Raw genomic sequence first — 6,378 nt, forward strand, 5'->3', positions numbered from 1 at the left:
GCAGCGCCGGAATTCGCGCCGGTGTCACCTGTGCGATGTGACACCCGGGCAGCATGGCGGACCCGCGTCCGGGGCTTTGTGAGGTGTCACAGCGGGTGTCACACGCTGTCTCACGTGTAACGGGGACGGTTCCGCGATGCAGTAGCGCGACATCTTCCGATAGAGGGTCATGCGGGAACACCGCAGGTCGCGCGCCGCCAGCGTCTTGTTCCACTGCGCCGCGATCAGCGCCGAAAGAATCCGGCTGCGCTCCAGCCTCGTTACGTCCGCGGCTGCAGGCCCCGTCGTCGTACGCAAGCTGTCGGGAAGATGGCACAGATCCACGGTGTGCTCAGGCGGATCGACGAACACGACTTCGAGCAGATTGCGCAGCTCACGCACGTTGCCCGGCCAGTCATGGTTCATGACGCATGACAGCGCCGCGGCGGTGAACTCGCTCACGCCCTGGGCGTGGCGGGAATTCATTTCCGAAAGGAAGTGGCGCAGCAGCATCGGGATGTCCGCCTTGCGCTCGCGCAACGGCGGCAAGTGGATGCGGGCCACGTTCAAGCGGTAATAGAGATCCTTGCGAAAGCGGTTCGCCGCGACTAGCTCCCCGAGATCCTGGTTGGTAGCGGCGACGACCCGCACATCGAGCGCGATCGCCCGCTTGCTGCCCAGCGGATAGACCTCGCGGCTTTCGAGTGCTCTCAGGATCTTCGCCTGCGCATAGAGGCTCATCTCGCCGATCTCGTCGAGAAACAGCGTGCCTCCCCTCGCAGCGCGGAACTTGCCTTCATACGCGGCTTGCGCTCCCGTGAAGGCCCCACGCTCGAACCCGAAGAGTTCGCTTTCCAATAGCGCGTCCGGCAACGCCGCGCAGTTGACCGGCATGAAGGGGCCGTTCGAGCGCGCGCTCTGCCGATGAATCGACTGCGCGACACACTCCTTGCCGGTGCCGGTTTCGCCGGTCAGCAGCACGTTGATCTCAGAGCGCGCCACCTTTAGCACGAACGCGTTGGCGCTACGCATTGCCTCACTGTTGCCCAGCAACGCATGCGTCGTGCACTGGGCCCACAACTTGGGCGCCACCAAAGGAGTTGCTTGCATGAGCGTTTATCCGGCTTGTCCCGATTCCGTGGACGTCGATGACTTGAATTACGGGCCCACATCGACCCGGATTATCGTCAGCACGAGTTTGCCGAGTCTGCGTCCCGCACCTCACGCAATGCACGCGGAGTCAATCCGCTCCACGATGCCTCGGTTTTTCATACCTAAATCTGTTTCCTAAAACACAAATAGCATGTCTAACTGATTAAACTCCGTTCGAGTGAGTTATCAGCACCAACGCGCCGATCGAGGTGTTTTCGCACGGCGGTGCCATCTTAGCGACGAGCGTAGGGTCATACCATCCAAGACATATAAACCAGTTTAGTTGGCCGCATGCAAGTTTTAAAGCGCAACATGTCGTCATTATCCGCCACGCAAGCCGTCAGGCTCGCCGCACGTATATACTGGGGCACGGTCTGTCAAATCTTCGATCAACGAATGCCCGACTCGACGCAACGACGACTCGCCCGTGATAATCTCAGGCGCGAACGTCTTTAGCGATACTGTTGGATCCGAGACGCAACCAGAAAGACCCCGTTGGAGGTCGTTGGAGGGTCTAAACAACTGCGACCAAGGATGGGCGCCGATTGTCGACGACGAACTGTCGGCACTTATAGAGCCATTGAAGCCGACGCCAAAACCACGGCGAAAGAATTATTCAGGCCGGTTGCAGGTGCGGAGTGCGATGCGAGGCTGCCGATAGCGACCAGCCGATGCCGAAAGGACCGATAGCAAGACGAAAATACTTCAGTGTCTCCGCCGGCAAACGCGTCAATTGATCGCGATGTGCCGGCTTTGCCGGACGCATGACTGTACGGTTCCATATGACGTGTGCGATGAGAACAATGGGAATGTGGCCAATGGTTTCTTGCGCGGATACGTTTTTACGATGCGTCATCGTCAACCTGGAAGAGTGAAATCATTCCATACCTGCTTTCTCGATCAAGCTCCTAAGGAAGCTCTGCAGAACCCCCTCTCGTAGTAATGATAAGGCGTACTATTACGGAGCAACGACTTGGAGGCATCACGATGACGCAACTTCATCTCGGCTTGAACCTGTCAACCAAATGCACGCGTAAGCGGCAGTTTCTGGACGAGATGCGACGAGTCGTGCCATGGTCGAGGTTGATTGCATTGATCGAACCGCATTATCCGAAGGGGAAGACCGGTCGTCCGCCATTTCCGGTAGCGACGATGTTGCAAATTCACTTCCTCCAACAGTGGTTCGGTCTGTCGGACCCAGCGATGGAAGAAGCCCTCTATGACGTCCCGCTGTATCGCGAATTCGCAGGCCTTGATGGCGGGATGACCCGTCTTCCAGACGAAACGACTATCTTGCGGTTTCGGCACTTGCTCGAAGCGCATGGCATCGCTGCGCAGATTCTGGCGGTCGCCAATGAATTGTTGAACGAAAAGGGACTGATGCTTAAGGCGGGCTCGGCTGTCGACGCTACGTTGATCGCAGCGCCCAGCTCGACCAAGAATGGCTCGGGCACCCGCGACCCCGAGATGCAGTCGACCCAGAAAGGCAGGAATTGGTACTTTGGCATGAAGGCGCATATAGGCGTGGACGCAGAGTCAGGCATCGTTCACACGGTCATCGGCGCGGCGGCTAACGAGCACGACATCAATGCGGCCCTTGCGTTGTTGCACGGTGAAGAGAGACGGATGTTTACGCTGACGCCGGACACCAGGGCATCGAAAAGCGCAAGCAAACGGGCTCGGCTCGATGGCATGTCGCGATGCGGCCCGGCAAGCGAAAGAAATTGAACTTGAAGGATCCTCTCGATGCGATATACGACAAGATCGAACGATTGAAAGCCGGCATTCGTGCAAAGGTCGAACATCCGTTCCGAATCCTCAAGCGACAGTTTGGTTACTTGAAGACGAGATACCGGGGGCTGGCGAAGAACACCGCTCAGATCACCACATTAATTGCGTTGGGAAATTTATGGATGATGCGCAAGGCGCTGCGCAAAGCGTAGAACACACCGAAGGTTGAACATGCTTTCGTCCTCTCGATGAGAGGTCACAAAGTGTGGGCCCCTCGCCTCTGACACTGACAGACCGTTCTGAGCGAGAAAAATCTGCTCAACGCCTACATGGTGCGCAGGTCTTTGAACTGCGTTCTGCAGAGCTTCCCTGATGGATTTACGTGCATGACTGCAGCGACGTGATACTGTTATTCGTACGTCATACTAATAACACATCGTGCGACAAAATGAAGGCAGAAGGCTAGTGTTGCCCTCTGATCGAGTAAAGGCTAGTTGAAACAGAATTTCAAGAAATTTTTTGTGCCTGCCGGGGTACGACATCCCCTATCACTCATGTCGCGCGACAGCGAACACGTAATCGCCAGCCGTCTAACGTCTATCCCAATGCCGTCAGAATGTGAACGTCTCCTGCTCTCTAAGCAGCGGCCACTCGAATGATCACGTGACAGTTGCAATGAATGACGGCTCACGGCCGGCTGCCGCCCGACGTTGGCCGGCTGGACCCGACCGAGGCTGTGTAAAAACGCGTTGATTGCCTATAGTTAGTCAACACGTCTTTCGATGGTGGCCCATGAAGCGATTTATTGAAGGCGCGGCGCGCGATCAAGTCGCACTGCTACCTGAGTGTCTCGACGACTACGTCGATGCCGATAACGCTGTACGAGTGGTAGACGTGTTTGTTGATGAGCTTGATCTAATAGGTCTTGGCTTCGAGCGGGCCTCGCCGTCGTTGGTGGGCAGACCGGCATATCATCCATCGACCTTGCTCAAGCTTTACATCTACGGGTACTTGAATCGAATTCAATCGAGTCGCCGCCTCGAGCGCGAAGCACGACGGAATCTCGAATTGATCTGGTTGACAGGCCGGCTGGCGCCTGACTTCAAGACCATCGCGGACTTCGGAAGGACAACGGCGTTGCGATCCGCAAAGTCTGCCGCGAGTTTGAGTTGCTTTGCCGCCGTTTAAAGCTATTCGCAGACGCGACCGTTGCTATCGACGGCAGCAAATTTAAGGCAGTCAACAACCGTGACAAGAACTTTACCGACCGCAACCTTCAGGCTCGCATGGAGCAACTGGAACAAAGTATCGCCCGCTATATGGATGAGTTGGACAGGGCCGATCGTGAGCCGGCGAGCCTGCCGGATGAACGCATTCCGCATTTGAAAGAGAAGATCCAGAGTCTCAAAGCGCAAGTGCAGAAGCTCGGTGAGATTGAGGCGCGGATGCGCGCAGCTCCCGATGGCCAAATCTCGCTAACGGATCCGGACGCTCGCTCAATGGCAACCAGTGGGCGCGGAACGGGAATGGTCGGCTACAACGTACAGACCGCTGTTGACCTCAAGAGTCACATGATCGTTGCACATGACGTTGTCAACGTTGGACATGACCGAACCCAGTTGGCGAGAATGGCGGAAATGGCGCGGGACGCTATCGGGAAAAAGAAGGTGACGGTGTTCGCCGATCGCGGCTACTACAAGAGCGATGAAATTCTTCGCTGCGAGAAGCAAGGAATCAAGACGCTCGTCCCCAAACCGCTCACGTCGAACAGCAAGGCAGACGGTCGTTTCGACAAGCGCGATTTCGTTTACATTGAGACTGACGATGAATACCGCTGCCCGGCAGGAGAAAGAGCGATTTGGCGCTTCAAGACGGTCGAGGCGGGGCTGACAATTGACAAATACTGGCTGTCGGCATGTCCAAGTTGCAAGTTCAAGCCGCAATGCACTCCGAGTCCATATCGAAGGATAGCAAGATGGGAACATGAGGAGGTACTGGAGGACATGCAGCGTCGCCTCGATAACAATCCACACGCTGCAAGACTACGACGACAGACGGTCGAGCACCCGTTCGGAACGCTCAAGTTCTGGATGGGTTCGGCGCACTTCTTGACAAAAACCCTTCCTCGGGTGCAAACCGAGATGAGCCTTCACATCTTGGCGTACAACGTGAATCGAGCCATCAGTATCCTGGGTACGTCGTCGCTAATCAGAGCGATAAGGACATAGGAACAGCGGCGAGTCGCCTCGATCAAAAGCGAGGCAGAAACTTTCTTTGGCGACCGCACGTATCCGATCGCTTGCCGAATGATCGGAGCGCCCGCAAACGCATGTCGAATGATCGGGTCCGTCCGCAATCTCGCCGAGATACCTTACCTGTTTTCGCACAGTCTCGACCCAAAGGAGCCATCCGGCCCTTCGAAAAGCCGCCCTTCAACGACCAGGACCAGCGGCGGTCCGGCGCGCCGTACGCTGCATGCGGTTGTTAGGCATCCGTACCCCTGCGCCTACATGCGGGCGGCATCAACCATCTTCAGGCTTTACCGGTCGGCGGCTGCAAGCGATTGAGAACTTCCACCATTGCTGGGGCCAAGTCCGTGTGGTGATGCGTCGTCTTCCACACGCCAGCTTCTTGCTGATAGATATTCGTCACGCGAATCTGGCCGGCGACCTTCTGTCCGCCCAGCTTGAACTCTGCATGCTCAACGCCGACCTCGTAGGCGACGTCCCCAACGACGCGGATGAGTTGGTCCTTCAGTTCAACCTTCCCGTCTGAGGCCACTTGGGCTACTTGCTCCCACGATTCCCGAACTTCGTTCCATCCCACCTGCCGACCACCGATCGGATGCATCGTGGTGACGGCCGAGCCGTGGGACCAGACATCGGACAGGGGCCGAGCGTCACCATTAAGCATGCGGTTCAGTGCAGCGTAGAACTGTATTGATGCCTTGCGGACTTCGTCTTCTGTTGACATGAGATGACCTCCTTTTGTGGCGGTATTTGAAGGCGTACCGCACGCGCCTAACAGGAATCACCCGGGCGCTGACGCCGGATGATCTGACGGATCCATAGCGAACGCTTGCTCGGTATTGCGGGGGGACGGCGCCGGAAGACGATCGCGTTTATCCTAGCAATTATCCTCAACCGTCATGGCGTGAGTGCCCGACCAAGCCCGACCGATCGTCCTCGCCTGCTCGTCCAGTTTTCCGGTTCCACGGCAAACGCCATCCCAGCGAGTTGGGACCGGCCGAGGTCGAAGCCTTTCCGAACCACCTAGCGGTCGACCGTCGGCCTCGCGATGAACGGCCCGCACGGTATCAACCGACAATCACGAATGTCGGTTTTCGAGGAACATCACCAGCGACCGCTTCTGGCCGCTTGCCGAAGTTGGAGGCAGGGGCGCTGGGCGCCTGAGCCGACTCCCCTCGAACTGCCGCACCAGTTTAGGTTTGTAGGATGCCTGCCCTTCACCGTGCAGCTGGGCCCGCACCAAAGGCGCATGCGGGCAGGCGTCGTA

General features: G+C 57.3%; 5 protein-coding genes and 1 pseudogene. 2 read left to right on the forward strand and 4 right to left on the reverse strand.

All coding sequences use genetic code 11. The annotated features are described in order from the left end of the window. Positions 1-24 precede the first annotated feature (24 nt). Both AWB74_RS30585 and AWB74_RS47005 read right to left on the reverse strand, forming a co-directional pair. Positions 25-1,071, reverse strand: a complete 1,047-nt coding sequence (locus tag AWB74_RS30585; protein ID WP_235024739.1) for a sigma-54 interaction domain-containing protein — start codon at positions 1,069-1,071, stop codon at positions 25-27. A gap of 676 nt (positions 1,072-1,747) precedes the next feature. Beyond that, entirely contained in the window at positions 1,748-1,987 is a 240-nt protein-coding gene (locus AWB74_RS47005; RefSeq protein WP_200822053.1) for a hypothetical protein, read from the reverse strand. A gap of 131 nt (positions 1,988-2,118) precedes the next feature. Here AWB74_RS47005 and AWB74_RS30590 point away from each other — a divergent pair. Then, positions 2,119-3,074, forward strand: a protein-coding gene (locus AWB74_RS30590; RefSeq protein WP_096032037.1) for an IS5 family transposase whose coding sequence is annotated in 2 segments (ribosomal slippage) — positions 2,119-2,748 and positions 2,751-3,074 — 954 coding nt in all. Because the reading frame shifts where the segments join, the coding sequence is not laid out codon by codon here. Between the two features lie 580 nt (positions 3,075-3,654). Beyond that, positions 3,655-5,090 (forward strand): annotated as a pseudogene (locus AWB74_RS30595) (IS1182 family transposase). Positions 5,091-5,394: 304 nt separating this feature from the next. On the opposite strand, the gene AWB74_RS30600 reads toward AWB74_RS30595, so the two are convergent. Then, entirely contained in the window at positions 5,395-5,835 is a 441-nt protein-coding gene (locus tag AWB74_RS30600; RefSeq protein WP_061150371.1) for a YybH family protein, read from the reverse strand. A 354-nt stretch (positions 5,836-6,189) separates the two neighbouring features. Then, positions 6,190-6,378: hypothetical protein (locus AWB74_RS47450; protein WP_235024738.1), on the reverse strand; the 189-nt coding region annotated here is incomplete at its 5' end.

It is taken from the genome of Caballeronia arvi, from assembly GCF_001544695.2.
Classification (GTDB): Bacteria; Pseudomonadota; Gammaproteobacteria; order Burkholderiales; family Burkholderiaceae; genus Caballeronia; species Caballeronia arvi.

What these genes read in the sequence shown, in the direction of transcription:
- AWB74_RS47005 (WP_200822053.1), bottom strand. Translation starts at nt 1,987, where the DNA reads ATGACGCATCGTAAAAACGTATCCGCGCAAGAAACCATTGGCCACATT.
- AWB74_RS30600 (WP_061150371.1), bottom strand. Translation starts at nt 5,835, where the DNA reads ATGTCAACAGAAGACGAAGTCCGCAAGGCATCAATACAGTTCTACGCT.